Genomic DNA, 17,799 nt, shown 5'->3' on the forward strand with positions numbered 1-17,799 from the left:
ATGCTTACTATCATTTTCTGTGAAGCGATTGAGTCGAATTGATTAAAATGCCCAAAATGAAACACTCCAATCCCCGTTCGGTCTGCCATGGCGCGTGAACCCAAGTCCTTCGAGGCCGCGATCACGGCTGCGGATTTCTCCAGCGAGGATTACTGCGGCACCAGCTATGCAGCCAAGCTTCTGGGGCTCTCCGTTGCGACGGTGCAGTCCCTGGTTGAAAAAGGGGAAATCGAGGCGTGGAAGACGCTGGGTGGGCACCGCCGCATTGCGCTGCAGTCCATCAACGCCTACCTGGCCAAAAACAGCCCACAGCTGTCCCGCGTCGACACCGACCCCAAAAGCCGCCTGCGGGTGCTGATGGTGGAAGACGACGAAGACACCCGCGAGCTGTACCGCTGCCAGTTTGAAGACTGGGACCTGCCGGTTGACTGCACCTGGATGCCATCTGCCCTGGAGGCCATGATGGATATCGCCAGCATGCGGCCCGACCTGCTGATCACGGACCTGTCCATGCCCGGCGTGGACGGCATTGAGATGCTTAAGGCGCTCAAACGCAACGTGCAGCTGGCCGATATGCAAATCGTGGTGATCAGCGGCCTGCCGCCCGACGCCATTGAGGCCCGCGGGGGCCTGCCGCAGCACGCCCACCTGCTGAAAAAACCTGTCAACTTTGAATGGCTGCACGGTTACCTCACCGCTTTGGTGACGGCTAACAGGAAGTGGCGTAGTTAAGCCCCCACGCTGGATGTGACCCCCACGGTCGCTCACTGCATGTAGCTCCCTGCCCCCCGAGGGGGCCGCTGCGCCTGCGGTCTGGCAGAGCCAGTCCCGCGGCCCCTGCTGGTAAAGAGGGGTTCCCACTGTCGCCCATTGCATTCTTATGTGTTTATGTGCTGAATCGGGCCGTGAGCCAATAGGGACGGGCGCAAGCAGCTATTAAAAACATAGCGAATTGCTTATACGGGCGGCCCCCTCGGCCCTACTTACGGGTTGACACCACTGAAGCGGTAAATGCCGTCTGCATCCAGCCGCCGCGTGAGCTTGCCGCCGAACCACAGCGCATGCAGGTGCGCCACCGCTTCGCCCATGGCGAACGTTGTCTGGTGCAGGTCCAGCTTGCGGGGGAACATGATGGGCAGTATGTCGGCCGCGCTGCAGGGCGCGGCGGTGCAGGCCTGCATGACTTCGGCCAGCCGGTCGCGATGGTGGTCGTGCAGCTGGCCTATGCGTGTGTGCAGGCCGCGAAAGGGTTTGCCGTGCGAGGGAAGCACCAGCGTGTCTTCAGGCAGCGGCAGGAATTTGTCGATGGATTCCAGGAACAGCGTGAGCGCGTTCGACTCCGGCTCCATGTCGTACACGCTGACATTGGTTGAAATGCGCGGCAACACCATGTCGCCGCTGATGAGGGTGTTCAACTCTTCGCAGTGCAGCGCGATGTGTTCGGGCGCATGGCCGTAGCCGCTGATGCAGCGCCAGTCGCGGTTTCCGATGCACACCGTCATGCCGTCCATGATGCGGACATAGCTGGCCGGCACCGCCGGCACCATGCCGGGGTAGTAGCTGGCCCGGCCACGGATTTTCTCGATGGATTCCGGGTCAACCAGTCCGTGCGCGGCAAAAAAGTGCGCGGCGCTCTCGCCGCCGAAGCCGGTGGTGCTTTGCGAGCCGATGCGGGCTGACAGGTAGTCGGTGGCGCTGATCCACAACATGCAAACGTGTTTGGGCGTGGTCCAGCGCTCACACAGCCAGTGCGCCAGGCCGATGTGGTCGGGGTGCATGTGCGTCACGATGACGCGCAGCACCGGCAGGCCCTCAAGCTGGGTGGCAAAAACCGCCTCCCACTGCGCTTTCGACTCGTCCCGGCTGATGCAGCAGTCCACGATGGTCCAGCCCTGGATCTTCGCGCCCGCCCGGTCCGGGTCGTCCATCTCGTCGCGCAGCAGCCACAGGTTGATGTGGTTCAGCGCAAAAGGCAGGGCCATGCGTATCCACTTGACGCCCGGCGCCACCTCCATGGTCATGCCCGACTCGGGCAGGGTGTCTCCAAAGGGGTAATCCAGTTGCTGCTCAAGGAGGTTCATGTCATCATTCGCGGTATATTTGACGTTTACGTAAACGTCATACACAACCATTGTAGGGACCGCGCCTGTTTCGCGCTGCCTCAATAGCCACGAGCCCTTAGCGTTTGCAAAGAAGACTTCACCACCATGGCCACCACCTACACCATCAGCGACCTGGCAAAAGAGTTTGACCTGACGACGCGCGCCATGCGTTTTTACGAAGACATGGGCTTGCTGCAGCCCCAGCGCGAAGGCGCGGGCGGGCGCAACCGCGTGTACACCGCGCGTGACCGCACCCGGCTCAAGCTCACCCTGCGCGCCAAGCGCCTGGGCCTGTCGCTGACCGAGGCCAAGGACATCATCGACATGTACGACAGCCCGCGCGACACCGGGCCGCAGCTGCGCAAGTTCCTCGCCATCCTGGCGCAGCACCGCGCGCAGCTGGAGGAGCAGATGACCGAACTGCAGGGCAACCTCGAAGAGGTGAAAACGCACGAGCGCGAGGCCAAGGCGCTGCTGGCGAAACTTGAGAAAGCGAAGCAGGCGGCGTAGCGGTGACCTGCTTTCCGCCGGGCCCCATGACGATCGATTCCCTGCGCCGCGCGGCCCTGGTTCTGCTCGCGGTGGGCCTGCCCGCCCTCGCGGCGGCCCAACAGGGATGCATCGGTTCATTCCTCAACCCCCAGCAGCGATTTCCGTTCAATGAAGCGCGGGCGGCCGGTGCGCCGGCGGTGTTCGGCCATGGCCTGCCATTGGAGAATGTGACGTATCGCGTTGCCGGGGATCCGCAAGCCCATTCGCTCGAGGAGTACCTGGCCCGTTTCTGCACGACGGGACTTCTCGTCCTGCATGAGGACCGGATCGTCTATGAGCGATACCTGCAGGGAACCGGCGCCCAGGACGCGCTGCACTCGGCGTCCATGTCGAAGACGATCCTGTCGCTGCTGGTCGGCGTGGCGATCGCGGAAGGCAAGCTGGCGCTGGACACCACCGTCAGGCAGGTCTTGCCCGACTTCGGAGCCAGCGCATTTGCCGACGACACGGTGGAGGATCTGCTGCGAATGGCCACCTCGGCCAGGCTTCATGCCGCCTACGAGGCGGGCGCAATATCGGACAACCGCGCGACCGACCCCACCGTCTCGCCGCGCCAGAGCATGCGGCGCTACCTGAAGGAGAAGACGGATCGATCGCCCGCCGGCAAGACCTTCAGCTACAACGGCGCGGTGACCGCGTTGCTCGGCCTCATGCTGAGCGAACGTACCGGCATGAGCAACACCGCGTATCTGGAGGACAGGATATGGTCGCGCCTCGGGGCCGAGGGCAGCGGCTTCTGGATCAAGAATTTCCACGGTGAGGAGGGCGTTCAAGGCCAGTTCGCCGCGCGCCTGCGCGACTACGGCCGGCTGGGGGCGCTGGTGCTGAACCGGGGGCAGGCGGCAGGCGGGCAGGTCGTGCCCGCCGCATGGATCGACGAGATGGTCATGCTGCGGCCGGACAAGCCGCAGCCCAAGGGGGCCCCGTTCTATGGGTTGCACGTCTGGATTCCGCAGGCGGCCGGCGGCCGGTCCTTTTTCTGGGGTGTCGGCGGCCAGAATATCTTTGTCGATCCCGTCGCCAGCATGGTGATTGTCCATACGGGCAATTCGCGGGAAGCGCAATTTGCCGGCGATGCCCATCTCTTTCCCCTTCGTGACGCGATCGCACGGACTCTCAGGTCGCGCGCGAAGCTTTCACCGCCCTTGGACAGTGCTTCCGCCAGCAGGCATAATTGACGTTTACGTAAACGTCAACTAAAACAAGAGCCGCCTTTTATCCGTTCAAAGGGTCTTCCATGGATGCAACCGCCGCACCGTCCACACTGTTTCGCCGCATTGAAGCCAGCTTTTTGCGCCAGGGCCTGATGCAGCACCTGGGCGCGCGCCTGCTGCGCGTGGAGCCCGGTCTGTGCGAGGTGGTCTTGCCCTATTCGGAGCGCGTGACGCAGCAGCAGGGCAGCTTTCACGGCGGCGCGATGGGCGCGCTGGCCGACATCGCCGGTGGCTATGCCGCGCTGACCATGGCTGCGGAAGATTCCGAGGTCACCACGGTTGAATACAAGATCAACTTCATGGCCGGTTTCAGGGACGGCGAGCTGCGCGCCCTGGGCCGCGTCGTCAAGGCCGGCAAGCGCATCATCGTCACGACCGCTGAAGTCACGCACGTCGGCGCAGCGGGCAAGGAAAGCGCCTGCGCGCTGATGCAGCAGACGCTGGTGCCCGTGCCCAAGACCTACTAATCCAATCCCGTCATACGACTTCAGAAAGCCCACCATGACCAACATGCCCGGACTCAACTTCATGCTCGGTGAAGACATCGACGCACTGCGCGACGCCGTGCGCGAATTCGCACAGGCCGAGATCGCCCCGCGCGCCGCCGAGATCGACCGCAACGACCAGTTCCCGATGGACCTGTGGCAAAAAATGGGCTCGCTCGGCGTGCTCGGCATCACCGTGGGTGAGGAATACGGCGGGGCCAACATGGGCTACCTGGCCCACATGATCGCCATGGAAGAAATCAGCCGTGCCAGCGCCTCGGTGGGGCTGTCCTACGGCGCGCACAGCAACCTCTGCGTCAACCAGATCAAGCGCAACGGCACCGACGAGCAGCGCAAAAAATACCTGCCCAAGCTCATCACCGGCGAGCACGTGGGCGCGCTGGCCATGAGCGAGCCCGGCGCCGGCAGCGACGTCATCAGCATGAAACTGAAAGCCGAAGACAAGGGCGGCTACTACCTGCTCAACGGCAGCAAGATGTGGATCACCAACGGCCCCGACGCCGACACCCTGGTGGTCTATGCCAAGACCGAACCCGAGCTCGGCGCGCGCGGCGTCACCGCCTTCCTGATCGAAAAAGGCATGAAAGGCTTTTCCGTCGCGCAAAAGCTCGACAAGCTCGGCATGCGCGGCAGCCATACCGGCGAGCTCGTCTTCAACAACGTCGAAGTCCCGGCCAGCCAGATTCTCGGCGGCCTCAACAGCGGCGCGAAAGTGCTGATGAGCGGGCTCGACTACGAACGCGCCGTGCTCACCGGCGGCCCGCTGGGCATCATGCAGTCCGTCATGGACAACGTCGTCCCCTACATCCACGACCGCAAGCAGTTCGGCCAGAGCATCGGCGAGTTCCAGCTCATCCAGGGCAAGGTCGCCGACATGTACACCGTGCTGCAGGCCGGCCGCTCATTTGCCTATACCGTCGCCAAAAACCTCGACATGCTGGGCACCGACCACGTGCGCCAGGTCCGCAAGGACTGCGCCTCCGTCATCCTCTGGTGCGCTGAAAAAGCCACCTGGATGGCCGGCGAAGGCGTGCAGATCTACGGCGGCAACGGTTACATCAACGAATACCCGCTGGGTCGCCTCTGGCGCGACGCCAAACTCTATGAAATCGGCGCCGGCACCAGCGAAATCCGCCGCATGCTGATCGGGCGCGAATTGTTCGCCGAGACCATGTAAGGCCAGTACCCATGCCAGTGACACATCAGACGGCGAGATGGCTCCTTGTGCTCATGCTTGCCGCGCTTCTCGGTGCGTGCGAAAAAGATGAGCCCCCGCCCTACGCAGCAGTGCCGCAAGCCGACGCGACGTTCGAATGCGGCGTCCCCGAATCGCTGCGGGGAAAGGCCGTGAACGTCTTTCTTGATGCCTCAAGGGTGGGGGAGGTCTCCGAGGAAGCCGTGCTCGCCCTGAAGGGCCGCTTCGCGGCGTACGCTGTCGGCCTCACCCTGCGGGACGGCACAACCGTCAGCATCGACCTTGACGAGCCCATGGCTTTCACCGCCAAGGGTCAGGCGCTTCATACAGGATGTGAGCAGTTCAAGTGGGCCAGCATGGGAAACCTCACGCTGTTTGAATACGCCCATGGCGCCGGAAATCCTTATCCCGCTCAGCAGTTGATGTATTCGCACGGCCCAACGCCTGACTTCAAGAACCTGCGCCCACTCCTTGCGGGAGGCAAGGGCGTATTCTATGAACGCGAAGGAGACCGCTGCCTGACCGGACTGGTCCAGGGTGACGGTGAGGTGGACAGGTGGTGCTACCAGAGCGGCAAGCTGCACCAGACCCGGAAGATGCTGACCGCGTCGCTCACTGACGGCAAATACCGTTTTGTCTGTGATTTTTCCGGAGAAGGCCCTTTGCTGGTCGATGCATCCATCGTGAAGTCCGGGCCGAACCCCACACCCTCGGCCCCATTCAGCGACAAAGAGCTCGCCACCCTGACCGATAAATGCCTGGAAGAAAAAGCGCTGTTGAAGGCGAGGGCGATCGATGAAACATGACTTTCAGCCGCTTGCCGGACGGCATCCCCGCGGGCAGGCGAAAATACGCCCATGACCACTTCGCTCCAAGACCTCTTCGCCCATAACCGCGCCTGGGCCGCGCAGATGGAAGCCGAGCGCCCAGGCTTCTTCACCAGCCTTGTCAAGCAGCAGACGCCCAGGTATATGTGGATAGGCTGCTCTGACAGCCGCGTGCCCGCCAACCAGATCACCGGCCTTGAGCCCGGCGAGGTGTTCGTTCACCGCAACGTCGCCAACATCGTCGTGCACTCCGACCTCAACGCGCTCTCGGCCATCCAGTTCGCCGTCGAGCGCCTCAAGGTCAAGGACATCATGGTGGTCGGTCACTACGGCTGCTCGGGCGTGCAGGCCGCGCTCGAAGGCGCGCGCATCGGCCTGGCCGACAACTGGCTTCGTCACATCCAGGACGTGCGCCACCGCCACCGCCAGCTCCTCGACAGCCTGCCCGAGGAAGTGCGTGCCAAAGCCCTGTGCGATATCAACGTCATCGAGCAGGTGGTCAATGTTTCCGTCAGTACGGTCATGGTTGATGCCTGGGCGCGCGGCCAGGAGGTCACCGTGCACGGCTGGGCCTTCGGCGTACATGACGGCCTGCTGCAGGACCTGCAGATGAGCGTGTCGGCGCCCGAAGAGCTCAACAAGTTCTACGGCAAGGCCATCGACCGTGTGTGGGACACCTGGAACGCCCGCGTCGGCGGCGGTGAACAGCAGCAGCTGGTCTGAACGGCGCAAAGCAAGCCATGTTCCCCCAGCGCCTGGACTCGAGCATTGCCTACGACATCGCCAAGGCGATGATGGACGGCTTCAACCGCCACTACCAACTGTTCCGAACCGAGTCCGCGCGCGCCAAGCACCGCTTTGAAACGGCAGACTGGCACGGCCAGCAGCGTGCCCAGCGCGAACGCATCGAGTTTTACGACTTGCGCGTGCGCGAGGCGTCCATGCGCCTGGAGCGCGAGTTCAAGGCCGGCGAGCAGCCCATGGACGTCTGGCAGCAGGTCAAACTCCATTACATCGGCCTGCTGGTCAACCACCACCAGCCCGAGCTGGCCGAAACGTTTTTCAATTCGGTCACCACCAAGATCCTGCACCGCAGCTACTTCCAGAACGACTTCATCTTCGTGCGGCCCGCCGTCAGCACCGAATACATCGAGAACGACGAGCTGGCTTCGCAGCCGACCTACCGCGCTTACTACCCCACGCGCGACAACATGCGCGAGGTGCTGCTGCAGTTGGTGCGCGACTTCGACCTGCGCCTGCCGTTTGACAACCTCGAGCGCGACGCGGGTTATGTGCTTGAAGCCATCAGCGGGCGGCTCACCGACGTCAAGCTGCGCGCCAACTTCCAGATCCAGGTGCTCACCAGCCTGTTTTTCCGCAACAAGGGCGCGTACGTCGTCGGCAAGATCATCAACGGCTTCAACGAAGTGCCGTTTGCGCTGCCGGTGCTGCACAACAAGGCCGGTAAATTGGTCATCGACGCCGCGCTGTTTGGTGAAGACGACCTGCTCATCCTGTTCAGCTTTGCTCGCGCCTACTTTATGGTCGACATGGGCATCCCATCGGCCTACGTGCAGTTTTTGCGCAGCATGATGCCGCACATGCCGCGCGCTGAAATCTACAACGCGCTGGGCCTGGCCAAGCAGGGCAAGACGCTTTTTTACCGCGACTTTCTGTACCACCTGCGGCATTCCACCGACAAGTTCCGCATCGCGCCCGGCATCAAGGGCATGGTCATGCTGGTGTTCGACTTGCCCTCGTTCCCCTACGTGTTCAAGGTCATCAAGGACTACTACCCGCCGCAAAAAGACACCACGCGCGAACAGATCAAGGGCAAGTACCTGCTGGTCAAGCAGCACGACCGTGTAGGCCGCATGGCCGACACACAGGAATACAGCGAAGTGGCCTTCCCGCGCGAGCGCTTTGATGATGAGCTGATCGCCGAGATCGAGAAATTCGCGCCCAGCCAGCTTGAAATCAGCGACCGCGACGGCGACGGTGCCACCGAAGTCATCATCAAGCACGTCTACATCGAGCGGCGCATGATCCCGCTCAACATCTATTTGCAGGAAGCCTTTGATGCCGGCGTGAAAGAGCCGGCAGCCCAGGACCAGATCGAGCGCGCCGTCGTCGAATACGGCAACGCCATCAAGGACCTGGTAGCCGCCAACATCTTCCCCGGCGACATGCTCTGGAAGAACTTCGGCATCACGCGCCACGGCAAGGTCGTGTTCTACGACTACGACGAAATCGAATACATCACCGACTGCAACTTCCGCAAGGTGCCAGCCGCGCGCAACGAGGAAGAAGAGATGAGCGGCGAGGTCTGGTATACCGTCGGCCCCAAGGATGTGTTCCCCGAAACTTTCGGCCCCTTCCTGCTCGGCAATGACGCGGTGCGCGAAGTCTTCATGAAGCACCATGGCGACCTGCTCGACGCCCATTTCTGGCAAAGCCACCAGGCACGCATCCAGGCCGGCCACGTGCACGACGTATTTCCTTATGAGCGCGAGAAACGTTTTGTCGCGCTGCACAGCCCCGGTGCTCCCCACGATGAAGTCCTCATGCAACTGCCGCCCGAGCCCGTGCTCACTGGCCTCAGCGGCCTGACGCCCTGAGGCGGCGGTGCACGGACAAGCGAATGGCGATGGATGCCTTTCAGACCCTGTGACCTGAAGGAGACGTTGATGATGTCCGGCCTCTTTTCCCCGCGCTTGTTGCCTCTGGCATGGCTCATGGCTGTCGTTGCCGGCTCCCTGGTTGCACCCACCTACGCCCAGAGCCCGCCCGCGTCTGAGCAGATTTCCTACGCCATTGGCCAAATTGACGGCATGGCTGAGCAGTTGATGCGGCGCTCGGGGATTCCGGGTATGGCCGTGGCCGTGGTGGAGGGCGATCGCATCGTTTACGCCAAGGGTTTTGGTGTGCGTGCGGCCGGCTCCCCGCAGCCTGTCGATGCCGACACCGTTTTCCAGCTCGCTTCCATGTCCAAGCCGATTGGCGCCACGGTTGTCGCGCAGCAGGTCGGCGCCGAGAAGGTGAAGTGGGAAACACCCATGCGCAAGCACCTGCCCGGCTTTGCCCTGGGCAATGCCTACGTCAGCGAAAACATCACCATCGGCGACCTGTACGCGCACCGCTCCGGCTTGCCCGGCCATGCCGGCGACATGCTCGAAGAGCTCGGTTACCCGCAGCAGGACATCCTGCGCAGCTTCAGCCAGTTGCCGCTGACACCGTTTCGCGCTTCTTACGCCTATACCAACTACGGCATGACCGGCGCCGCGATGGCGGTCGCCGCGGCGGCCGGCACGGACTGGGCCAGCCTTTCGGAACAGGTGCTCTACAAGCCGCTGGGCATGGCATCAACCAGCTCGCGGTTTGCGGATTTCCTGGCCAGGTCGAACCGCGCGCCAGGCCATGTCAAGGAAAACGGCGTGTTTGTCATCGGTCCCGAGCGTGGCTACATCCCCGGCCGCCAGAACTGGTCCACGGGTTTCAACACCGACCGCCAGCAACCCTCCGGCGGCGTCAGTTCTTCGGCCAGGGATGTCGCGCGCTGGATGTCTTTTGTGCTGTCAGGGGGCATCGGCCCTGGCGGGCAACTGGTGCCGGCTGCTGCGTTGATGCCGGCCCTCACACCCAAGAACCTCACCCAGGAAGCCTCCGCGCCGGGCAAGCGTCCCGTGTTTTACGGCTATGGCTTCGCAATAAGCACCACCGAAGCCGGCCGCCCCGTGCTGAGCCACAACGGCGCATTTTCCTGGGGCGCGTCCACCAACTTCGCCGTCATGCCGTCGGCCAATCTGGGCATCGTGGTGCTCACCAATGCCTGGCCCACCGGTGTGGCCGAGGGGCTGGTGGCGCAGTTCTACGACCTGGTAGAGTTCCGCGCCGTGAAGAAGGATTGGTACGCCATTGCCGCCGCACAGATGGCCGAGGTCTTCACGCCGCAGGGCGAACTCGCGGGCAAGCCCCGCCCGGCGCAGCCCGCACCACCGTTGCAGGCCAACACGGGCACCTGGCGCAACGACTACCTCGGCCCGCTGCAGGTCGTGCGCACGGCGCAGGGTGCGCTTGAGCTGCGCATAGGTGCTGCGCCCCAGCTGGTCTTTCCCCTGCAGCATTGGGACGGCGACACCTATACCTTTGTGCCGCTCAACGACAGCGCGCCGCCGGGCTCGCTTTCCAAAGCCACGTTCAGCGGCAACCAGATCACCCTCGAGCACTACAACCAGCAAGGCCTGGGCACTTTCACACGCGTTGCGGCGCAGCCGTAAAGCCCGCCGCATTCCATTCGCTTTTTCACTACCTCAGTTTTTTCAAGGAGAACCTCATGTCTGATTCCATCGTCATCCTCGGCGCAGCCCGCACCCCCATGGGCGGCTTCCAGGGCGACTTCGCCAGCCTGTCGGCCCATGATCTGGGCGGCTACGCCATCAAGGCCGCCATCGAGCGTTCCGGCATCGCGCCTGAAAAGGTCGACGAAGTGCTGTTCGGCAACTGTCTGATGGCCGGCCAGGGCCAGGCGCCTGCACGCCAGGCCGGTTTCAAGGGCGGGCTGCCTGCCAGCGTGGGTGCCGTCACGCTGTCCAAAATGTGCGGCTCCGGCATGGAAGCCACCATGCTCGCGCACGACCAGCTCATCGCAGGCAGCCGCGACGTGATGGTTTCCGGCGGCATGGAAAGCATGACCAACGCACCCCACCTGCTGCTCAAGGGCCGCAGCGGCATCCGCATCGGGCACGACCGCATTTATGACCACATGATGCTCGACGGCCTGGAAGACGCTTATGAACCCGGCCGCGCCATGGGCACCTTCGGCGAGCAGTGCGCCGACAAGTACAAGTTCACCCGCGAGGCGCAGGACGCTTTTGCCACCGCCAGCGTCAACCGCGCCAAGGCCGCCACCGAATCCGGTGCCTTCAAGGCCGAAATCACGCCCATCACCGTCAAGGGCCGCAGCGGTGAAACGGTGATCTCCATCGACGAAGGCCCGGGCAAGGTCAAGCTCGACAAGATTCCCACACTCAAGCCTGCCTTCAAGAAAGACGGCACCATCACCGCCGCCTCCAGCTCGTCCATCAACGACGGCGCCGCCGCCCTGGTGCTGGCGCGCGAATCGACCGCCAAAGAACTGGGCGCCACGCCCATCGCGCGCATCCTCGGCCACGCCACGTTTGCGCAAGACCCTGAATGGTTCACCACCGCCCCTGTCGGCGCCGTCAACAAGCTGCTCAAGAAAATCGGCTGGAGCGCCAAAGACGTGGACCTGTGGGAAGTCAATGAAGCCTTCGCCGTAGTGCCCATGGCGGCCATGAAAGAGCTCGGCATCAGCCACGACATCGTCAACGTCAACGGTGGGGCCTGTGCGCTGGGCCATCCCATCGGCGCGTCCGGCGCCCGTATCCTGGTCACGCTGATCCACGCGCTCAAGGCCCGCGGCCTGAAGAAAGGCGTTGCCACCTTGTGCATCGGCGGCGGTGAAGGCACAGCCATGGCGATCGAGCTGGTATGACGCAAGAAGCACCACAAACGCTTTCACCCGCTGAGCTCGCCCAGCGCATTGATGCCTTCTGGCTGAAATTCCAGGAGGGCGAGGCGGAGCTTGTCCGCCAGCCGGTACGCGACCAGGTCGAGAACATCAATGAAGTTCTCGAGGAGTACCTGGAGGGGCTGGCGCTGGAAATGTCGGCTGACGACGGTGACCAGCAGGTCGAACTGATCGCCACCGCGCACGGCAGTACCGAAACCTTTCCGCTGCTGCTGGACTTCGTCAAGCGCGCGCCGCCGCTGAAGCACTACAGCCTCACCGCTTTTCGCGCCCGCACGGAGAGCCCCGACTTCCCCATGCGGATGGATAACTTTGAGCTGGCAACCTCCGAGGTGCTGATCGGCCATGTCGCCGATGAAGGGCAGGTGGGCATCGAAGTCATGTTTGCGCGTGAACTGCCCAGCGACATGCAGGACCATGCGCGCAACATGACCTTCATCATGCTCGACCATGTGCTGGGCGAGTACGACTTCGCGGTCAAGGTGGGTTTTGTGGACTTCGTCGATGCGTTCTCGGACGAAGTGGCCGGCTCCACGACGCTCGACAAGTTCGGCGCTGTTCTCGACGCGTTCTGGACGAACGAACTGGGGCACACAGGCTTGTTCCCGAGCGGCGAACACCGGTGGTCTGTCATGACAGTCGTCTTTGGCAACGACGGGGACGGTGACGAAGAGGGTGACGAAGAAGACGACCAGGAGGGTGACAAGGCGATCGTGGCGGTCAACCAGAGCGCCAATGCGATTGCAGCGCGGCCTGACCTTGGTCACGCGATCGAGCTCCGCCTGCCCGTGGATGACCATGCGGCACTGGAGCGTGCCCGCGAAGTCCAGGAGCAGATTGCCACCCGCCTGGAGCTTCAGCATGCCGGCATCCTGTCCCACACCGTGGTCAGGAACGGCCGGCGCCTGGCCAACTATTACGTGGGCGACCTGCCTGCTGCACTCGATGTGATTGACACCAGCTTGCGCGGCGCATCGTTCGCCGACGTTGAGCTGAGCAATGCGTTCGACCCGTCATGGTCGAAGTACTTCAATTTTGCGGGCTAGGGCCTGCAAACACAGTGTTAACAGGCCCTAATCCATGAAAGTCCTCGTCATCGGCGCATCACGCGGCATAGGCCTTGAATTCGTCAGCCAATACCTTGCCGACGGTGCCAACGTCATAGCCACCGCGCGCAACGACGAAGGCCTGCAGCGCCTCAAGGCCCTGGGCGCCAAGGCCTTGCGGCTGGACGTGGCCCAGCCTGCCAGCATCAGCGGCCTGGCCTGGCTGCTGGACGGCGAAGAGATCGACATTGCCCTCTACGTGGCCGGCGTCTTTCCGCAGGGCGATGCACTCTCGCCGCCGACGCGTGAGGCGTTTGACCACACCCTGCACACCAATGTGCTGGGCGCCATGCAGGCCATTCCGCAGGTCGCGCCCATGGTCGAAGCCGCACGCGGAGGCAAGGGAGGCTGCTTTGCCTTCATCACCAGCGGCATGGGTTGCATTGGCGAGGTACCGTCCAGCAGCAGCTGGACCTACCGCGTCAGCAAGGCTGCGCTGAACATGGCCGTGGCGTCTGCCCAGCATGACTACCCGCGCGCCATCATGGTGGCCTTGTCGCCCGGCTGGGTTCAAACCGACATGGGCGGCCTGGACGCGCCGCTCACCACGGTTCAAAGTGTCTCGGCCATGCGCGCCACGCTGGCCGGGCTCAAGCCCGAGCACAAGGGCGCCTTTCTTGACTACGACGGCCGCCGCTTCAGCACATGGTGAGCCCTGCACTCCACTGAAAGATTTCGATGATTCTGACCCAAGACCAAACCATGATCCGCGACGCGGTGCGCGACTTTGCGCAGGCCGAGCTCTGGCCCCACGCCGCGCGATGGGACAAAGAGCACCACTTCCCGGTCGAGGCGCACAAGGGCCTGGCCGCGCTCGGCGCTTACGGCATCTGCGTGCCCGAAGAGTTCGGCGGCGCCAATCTGGACTACCTCACGCTCGCGCTGGTGCTCGAAGAAATCGCCGCCGGCGACGGCGGCACCAGCACGGCCATCAGTGTCACCAACTGCCCGGTCAATGCCATCCTCATGCGCTACGGCAATGCACAACAGAAAAAGCAGTGGCTGACAAAACTCGCGCAGGGCGAAATGCTCGGTGTCTTTTGCCTGACGGAGCCGCATGTGGGCAGCGATGCTTCCTCGCTGCGAACCACGGCAGTCAAAGACGGCGACGAATACGTGATCAACGGCGTCAAGCAGTTCATCACCAGCGGCAAGAACGGCCACGCCGCCATCGTGATTGCGGTCACCGACAAGGGCGCCGGCAAAAAAGGCATGAGCGCCTTCATCGTGCCCACCAGCGCGCCGGGCTATGTCGTCGCGCGGCTTGAAGACAAACTGGGCCAGCACTCCAGTGACACCGCGCAAATCAATTTTGACAACTGCCGCATCCCGGCCGAGAACCTGATCGGCAACGAAGGCGAAGGCTACAAGATCGCGCTGGGTGCGCTCGAAGGCGGGCGCATCGGCATCGCCGCGCAAAGCGTGGGCATGGCGCGCAGCGCGTTTGAGTTTGCGCTCAGCTATGCCAAAGAACGCCAGAGCTTTGGCACCGCCATATTCAACCACCAGGCAGTAGGCTTTCGCCTGGCCGACTGCGCCACGAAGATCGAAGCGGCCCGCCAGCTGATCTGGCACGCCGCCAGCCTGCGCGACGCCGGCCTGCCCTGCCTGAAAGAAGCCGCCATGGCCAAGCTCTTTGCCAGCGAAATGGCCGAAGAGGTTTGCAGCGCCGCCATCCAGACGCTGGGCGGCTACGGCTATGTGAGCGATTTCCCGGTGGAGCGCATCTACCGCGATGTGCGGGTGTGCCAGATCTATGAAGGCACTTCCGACGTGCAAAAAATAATTATCCAACGAGGACTTTGAGCACACCCCCGTTGAAGCTCACTGCGTGTAGCTTCCTCCCCCCTTGCAGGGGGCGGCGCCTGCGGCCCGGCAAAGCCGGTTCCGCGGCCCCTGCTGGGTTTGCGGGATTTGTCGCACTGCGCATGGAGTGCACGCCGTAAACTTGTTAATTCAGTGGCTATCCACAGCAGGAGACAGAGCATGCCGATTACCAAAGGATTCCGCGCACTGGTCGACGAGGCCGTGGCGCAGGTCAAAACCTATTCCGTTGCAGAGGCCAGGTCAAAACTCGGCGACCCCAAGGTACAGATCGTCGATATCCGCGATGTGCGCGAGCTGGCAGCCGGCACTGTGGTGGACAGCTTTCACGCGCCGCGCGGCATGCTTGAATTCTGGGTAGACCCCGAGTCGCCATACCACAAGCCCCTGTTTGCCGACGAAGGCAGGGAGTTCATCCTCTTTTGCGGGGCAGGCTGGCGCAGCGCCCTGGCCACCAAGACCCTGCAGGACATGGGCATGCGCAATGTGGCCCACATCGACGGCGGTTATGCCGAATGGGTGAAGCAGGGCGCACCCACCGAAACGCTGGAAGAGCGCAAGGCGCGCGCCAACAACAACGCCTGCGGCTGATGCGCGGGTGATGCCGGGCCCGTCACCCTCTCAGCCGTGCCCCTGCGGCCGCACCGGTCCGGCCAAAAAGCCGTTGCCGTTCGCAAATTGCTGTGGCCGCTACCTTGGTCACTTCGACACCGTGCCCGCGCCCGACGCCGAGTCCCTCATGCGTTCGCGCTACACCGCCTTTGTGGCCGGGCGTGCCGACTACCTGCTCGCCACCTGGCACACCAGCCATCGGCCCGCTTCCATCGAGTTTGACCCCGGCGTGAAATGGCTGGGCCTCGAAGTGCGCAGCCATCGCCAGATCGATGACACCCACGCCGAGGTCGAATTCGTCGCCCGCCAGAAAATCCCCGGCAGCCCGGCCGTGCGCCTGCACGAACGCAGCCGCTTTATTCTCGAGTTAGGCCATTGGTACTACGTCGACGGCGACCACCTGTGATGAGCTATAAAAGGTGCTTTAAGCCCTTAATTGACGAGTTCTGGTTGCTCCTGTATTAATAGCATCTCGGGTGAAGAATGGATTTCATGAAAGAACAGCGCGCAACCCGTTCGGCTTCGTGGCGGCAGTGCAATCCGCTGCTCTGGACCGGTGTGTTGGGGCTGGTGTTTCTGCTCGGGCTGAATTCCCCGCCCGCCACTGCCGGCAGTCCGGCGTCCTACCCCGCCCCGCTGCAGGTGCTTGAAGGCTTGCCCGCAAGCGCCACCGTTGCGCAGGTTGCGGCCATGGATGCCGCGCTCTTCAAGCCCCTGGTGAGCGGCAAGCGTTATGCAGTGAGTGCGGCCTCGCCGCTTTGGCTGCGCATGACGCTGGCGCCGGGGGGCGTGGTGAATGGCGCCGATTGGCTGCTGGAATTTCCCACCGTGATCGTGGATCGGTATGAGTTCTTCCAGCGCGATGCGGGCGGTGCATGGCGCATGGCTGTGGCCGGCGATTTTGTGGCGCATGTGCGGTGGCCTGTCGATTCGCTGCGGCCGCGTTTTCCGTTGCCGCAGCCCGGCGCGGACGCGCAGGACATTTTTGTCCGCGTGGTACACCGCTTGCCCGTCAATCTGAGTCCCGTGCTGGTAGGTACGGCAGAGGCGTCCCGGCGAGATGTGGTGCAGATGTTGTGGGTGGGCCTGCAGCTGGGGGTGATCATCACGCTGGTTCTCTTCTGCGCCCAGATGGCGCTGGCCTATCGCGACCGCACCTATGCCTGGTATGCCGGCTACCTTGTGTTTACCGTCATGGCCACCCTCTGCTACACCGGCGCGGCCCAGCGTTACCTGTGGCCCCACGCCGCAACCTTTGCCAGCCACGCGATTGTGTTGTCTGTGATGGGCGCCCTGGCCTTCAACCTCCAGTTCACCCGGTCCATCTTCGGCGGGCTGCAGGGGCGGAACTTTCACCGCATGGCGCGCGTGCTGGTTGCGCTGTGCCTCATGTACATGACGGCCAGCCCCTTCGTTGAGCAGTACGACCGCATGGTGCCGATGTTTCACGCCATCACACTCAGCGTTTTTGCCTTCACCATCACCTGCGCCTGGCGTGCCTGGCGGCGTGGTGTGGCCTTCGGCGGCTACTGGCTGCTGGTGTACCTGCCCTACCTTGTTTGCGTGGCCCTCGCCCTTGCCGAAAGCTCGGGGCTTATCAACGCGCCCTGGTTGCCCGGCGAAACTCCGGTCGCCGCTGCCCTGGTGGAGGTGGTGGTCATGATGCTGTGCATCAACGCCTGGAGCCGTCTGCGCCACGCCGATACAGTGCGCGAGCAGGCGGCCGAAGAGCACGATCCGCTCACCGGTTTCCTTAACAGGAAAACCTTTCGCGACCGCGCGGCCCGCATCTGGAACGCCGCGCCAGAGCTGAAGCGTGACCTGGCCATCATCTATGTTTCTGTGGAGCCGGCCGACCCGGACGGGCTGAACATCATTGAGGCCGAAGAACTGCTGGCCCGCAGCGTGCGGCTGGTACGCACCATCACGCGCGACTTCGACACCGTGGGGCGGCTTGGCCGCAACATGCTGGGCATTGTGATGGAGGGCGTGATGCCGGGTGAAGCGTTCAGGGCCCGCCTGTCCCGGCTGGTGGCCCTGGGGCTGATGCGTGATGCCGACGACCCCACCTCCATGGCGCTGCGGTTCACCGTGGCGGTGGGTAGCCGCCGTAGCGAGGTCGGAGACTTTGCGGCGCTCGACGCAGCGTTGCAGGGCCTGATGGTGGAGGATGACCAGGCCCAGCGCGCGATCCGTTTCCTGAGTCCGCCCGAAGCCGATGGCGACTCCATTCCCGTGCGCCGTTTCGGCTCCACCCCTGGCCAGTTGCAATGAACCGCCCGCCAGGAGTTCCGGCCCCGTTCGCACCGC

At 63.3% G+C, this 17,799-nt stretch carries 17 protein-coding genes; 16 read left to right on the forward strand and 1 reads right to left on the reverse strand.

Annotation, left to right across the window (positions count from 1 at the left end; translation table 11 throughout):
* Positions 1 to 87 precede the first annotated feature (87 nt).
* Positions 88 to 732: a response regulator gene (locus AC1D13_RS15340; protein WP_457282824.1), complete on the forward strand. Its 645-nt coding sequence runs from the start codon at positions 88 to 90 to the stop codon at positions 730 to 732.
* Positions 733 to 983: 251 nt separating this feature from the next.
* Here the strand turns inward: AC1D13_RS15340 and AC1D13_RS15345 are convergent, their stop codons facing one another.
* Entirely contained in the window at positions 984 to 2,081 is a 1,098-nt protein-coding gene (locus tag AC1D13_RS15345; RefSeq protein WP_477689821.1) for an MBL fold metallo-hydrolase, read from the reverse strand.
* Between the two features lie 126 nt (positions 2,082 to 2,207).
* Here AC1D13_RS15345 and AC1D13_RS15350 point away from each other — a divergent pair, with 126 nt between their 5' ends.
* From AC1D13_RS15350 to AC1D13_RS15420, 15 genes are all read left to right on the forward strand, one after another.
* Positions 2,208 to 2,612, forward strand: coding sequence for a MerR family transcriptional regulator (locus AC1D13_RS15350; RefSeq protein WP_457282826.1), 405 nt, complete (start codon positions 2,208 to 2,210; stop codon positions 2,610 to 2,612).
* A 26-nt stretch (positions 2,613 to 2,638) separates the two neighbouring features.
* The gene (locus tag AC1D13_RS15355) at positions 2,639 to 3,832 is read left to right on the forward strand and encodes a serine hydrolase domain-containing protein (RefSeq protein WP_477689822.1); all 1,194 of its coding nucleotides are present in this window, start codon (positions 2,639 to 2,641) and stop codon (positions 3,830 to 3,832) included.
* Between the two features lie 59 nt (positions 3,833 to 3,891).
* Entirely contained in the window at positions 3,892 to 4,335 is a 444-nt protein-coding gene (locus tag AC1D13_RS15360; protein WP_457282828.1) for a PaaI family thioesterase, read from the forward strand.
* Between the two features lie 34 nt (positions 4,336 to 4,369).
* Complete coding sequence (locus AC1D13_RS15365; RefSeq protein ID WP_457282829.1) at positions 4,370 to 5,551, forward strand: isovaleryl-CoA dehydrogenase; 1,182 nt, start codon at positions 4,370 to 4,372, stop codon at positions 5,549 to 5,551.
* A 110-nt stretch (positions 5,552 to 5,661) separates the two neighbouring features.
* Positions 5,662 to 6,375, forward strand: coding sequence for a hypothetical protein (locus tag AC1D13_RS15370; protein ID WP_477689823.1), 714 nt, complete (start codon positions 5,662 to 5,664; stop codon positions 6,373 to 6,375).
* Between the two features lie 51 nt (positions 6,376 to 6,426).
* On the forward strand, positions 6,427 to 7,119 hold the full coding sequence (can, locus tag AC1D13_RS15375) for a carbonate dehydratase (RefSeq protein WP_457282831.1): 693 nt from the start codon (positions 6,427 to 6,429) through the stop codon (positions 7,117 to 7,119).
* A 17-nt stretch (positions 7,120 to 7,136) separates the two neighbouring features.
* On the forward strand, positions 7,137 to 9,014 hold the full coding sequence (gene aceK / locus AC1D13_RS15380) for a bifunctional isocitrate dehydrogenase kinase/phosphatase (RefSeq protein ID WP_457282832.1): 1,878 nt from the start codon (positions 7,137 to 7,139) through the stop codon (positions 9,012 to 9,014).
* 69 nt (positions 9,015 to 9,083) lie between these two features.
* The gene (locus tag AC1D13_RS15385; protein WP_477689824.1) at positions 9,084 to 10,673 is read left to right on the forward strand and encodes a serine hydrolase; all 1,590 of its coding nucleotides are present in this window, start codon (positions 9,084 to 9,086) and stop codon (positions 10,671 to 10,673) included.
* 56 nt (positions 10,674 to 10,729) lie between these two features.
* A complete protein-coding gene (locus AC1D13_RS15390; protein WP_477649773.1) occupies positions 10,730 to 11,911 on the forward strand; it encodes an acetyl-CoA C-acyltransferase in 1,182 nt (393 codons plus the stop codon).
* Positions 11,908 to 12,993, forward strand: a complete 1,086-nt coding sequence (locus tag AC1D13_RS15395) for a DUF695 domain-containing protein (protein WP_477688680.1) — start codon at positions 11,908 to 11,910, stop codon at positions 12,991 to 12,993. Before AC1D13_RS15390 ends, AC1D13_RS15395 begins: the two co-directional genes overlap by 4 nt.
* A 34-nt stretch (positions 12,994 to 13,027) precedes the next feature.
* The gene (locus AC1D13_RS15400) at positions 13,028 to 13,705 is read left to right on the forward strand and encodes an SDR family oxidoreductase (RefSeq protein WP_477689825.1); all 678 of its coding nucleotides are present in this window, start codon (positions 13,028 to 13,030) and stop codon (positions 13,703 to 13,705) included.
* Positions 13,706 to 13,731: 26 nt separating this feature from the next.
* Positions 13,732 to 14,859, forward strand: a complete 1,128-nt coding sequence (locus AC1D13_RS15405) for an acyl-CoA dehydrogenase family protein (RefSeq protein ID WP_477689826.1) — start codon at positions 13,732 to 13,734, stop codon at positions 14,857 to 14,859.
* A 180-nt stretch (positions 14,860 to 15,039) separates the two neighbouring features.
* Positions 15,040 to 15,468 (forward strand): rhodanese-like domain-containing protein, encoded by a 429-nt coding sequence (locus AC1D13_RS15410; protein WP_477689827.1) that lies wholly within the window; start codon positions 15,040 to 15,042, stop codon positions 15,466 to 15,468.
* Between the two features lie 10 nt (positions 15,469 to 15,478).
* A complete protein-coding gene (locus AC1D13_RS15415) occupies positions 15,479 to 15,895 on the forward strand; it encodes a YchJ family protein (RefSeq protein WP_477689828.1) in 417 nt (138 codons plus the stop codon).
* An 86-nt stretch (positions 15,896 to 15,981) separates the two neighbouring features.
* Positions 15,982 to 17,763: a sensor domain-containing diguanylate cyclase gene (locus tag AC1D13_RS15420; RefSeq protein ID WP_477689829.1), complete on the forward strand. Its 1,782-nt coding sequence runs from the start codon at positions 15,982 to 15,984 to the stop codon at positions 17,761 to 17,763.
* Positions 17,764 to 17,799 lie beyond the last annotated feature (36 nt).

It is taken from the genome of Polaromonas sp. P1_E12, from assembly GCF_056405975.1.

Coding starts and splice junctions, on each gene's coding strand:
- AC1D13_RS15385 (WP_477689824.1), top strand. CDS start 9,084: ATGATGTCCGGCCTCTTTTCCCCGCGCTTGTTGCCTCTGGCATGGCTC.
- AC1D13_RS15345 (WP_477689821.1), bottom strand. CDS start 2,081: ATGAACCTCCTTGAGCAGCAACTGGATTACCCCTTTGGAGACACCCTG.
- AC1D13_RS15390 (WP_477649773.1), top strand. CDS start 10,730: ATGTCTGATTCCATCGTCATCCTCGGCGCAGCCCGCACCCCCATGGGC.
- AC1D13_RS15420 (WP_477689829.1), top strand. CDS start 15,982: ATGAAAGAACAGCGCGCAACCCGTTCGGCTTCGTGGCGGCAGTGCAAT.
- AC1D13_RS15400 (WP_477689825.1), top strand. CDS start 13,028: ATGAAAGTCCTCGTCATCGGCGCATCACGCGGCATAGGCCTTGAATTC.
- aceK (WP_457282832.1), top strand. CDS start 7,137: ATGTTCCCCCAGCGCCTGGACTCGAGCATTGCCTACGACATCGCCAAG.
- AC1D13_RS15355 (WP_477689822.1), top strand. CDS start 2,639: ATGACGATCGATTCCCTGCGCCGCGCGGCCCTGGTTCTGCTCGCGGTG.
- can (WP_457282831.1), top strand. CDS start 6,427: ATGACCACTTCGCTCCAAGACCTCTTCGCCCATAACCGCGCCTGGGCC.
- AC1D13_RS15340 (WP_457282824.1), top strand. CDS start 88: ATGGCGCGTGAACCCAAGTCCTTCGAGGCCGCGATCACGGCTGCGGAT.
- AC1D13_RS15415 (WP_477689828.1), top strand. CDS start 15,479: ATGCCGGGCCCGTCACCCTCTCAGCCGTGCCCCTGCGGCCGCACCGGT.
- AC1D13_RS15395 (WP_477688680.1), top strand. CDS start 11,908: ATGACGCAAGAAGCACCACAAACGCTTTCACCCGCTGAGCTCGCCCAG.
- AC1D13_RS15405 (WP_477689826.1), top strand. CDS start 13,732: ATGATTCTGACCCAAGACCAAACCATGATCCGCGACGCGGTGCGCGAC.
- AC1D13_RS15350 (WP_457282826.1), top strand. CDS start 2,208: ATGGCCACCACCTACACCATCAGCGACCTGGCAAAAGAGTTTGACCTG.
- AC1D13_RS15410 (WP_477689827.1), top strand. CDS start 15,040: ATGCCGATTACCAAAGGATTCCGCGCACTGGTCGACGAGGCCGTGGCG.
- AC1D13_RS15365 (WP_457282829.1), top strand. CDS start 4,370: ATGACCAACATGCCCGGACTCAACTTCATGCTCGGTGAAGACATCGAC.
- AC1D13_RS15360 (WP_457282828.1), top strand. CDS start 3,892: ATGGATGCAACCGCCGCACCGTCCACACTGTTTCGCCGCATTGAAGCC.